Here is a 352-nt window from a genome sequence, read left to right as displayed (position 1 = left end):
CACCCGTCGCACTCTGGCGGATCGTTGCCGGGTCATCGCGGACCTGTAACCGTATTCAGCATCCAACACAGTCATCTCGATCTCTCGTAGGGCACCGCCGGCGATGTCGTGATGCCGGCGGGATTCGAGTCGTGGCGGCGCTGGTACTGCGCCGTCGCGCAAGGTTTCTGCTCCGCCCAGGTTCAGTCCAGCGATGCAGTGCTTCATGTCAGTAGGAAGGAACGAGGTTTTACATGACCATCTCGCCGAATGCATCAGACTTCTCTCAGGCTTACCCGCCGAGCGCAGAGTTCGCTGCGGCCGCCAACGCGGGACCGGAACTGCAGGCTGCCGCAGATACCGACCGCCTTGC

General features: G+C 62.2%; 1 protein-coding gene. It reads right to left on the bottom strand.

Annotated elements, in window-relative coordinates:
* On the bottom strand, positions 1 to 207 hold a 207-nt coding region (locus EEB13_RS31860), incomplete at its 3' end, for a hypothetical protein (RefSeq protein ID WP_222839837.1).
* Positions 208 to 352: the final 145 nt, after the last annotated feature.

Source organism: Rhodococcus sp. WS3 (genome assembly GCF_003797085.1).
In the GTDB taxonomy this organism is placed as follows: domain Bacteria; phylum Actinomycetota; class Actinomycetes; order Mycobacteriales; family Mycobacteriaceae; genus Rhodococcus_F; species Rhodococcus_F globerula.
Note: the sequence above shows the minus strand (reverse complement) of the source record. Positions and strands in the feature narration are given on the sequence as shown.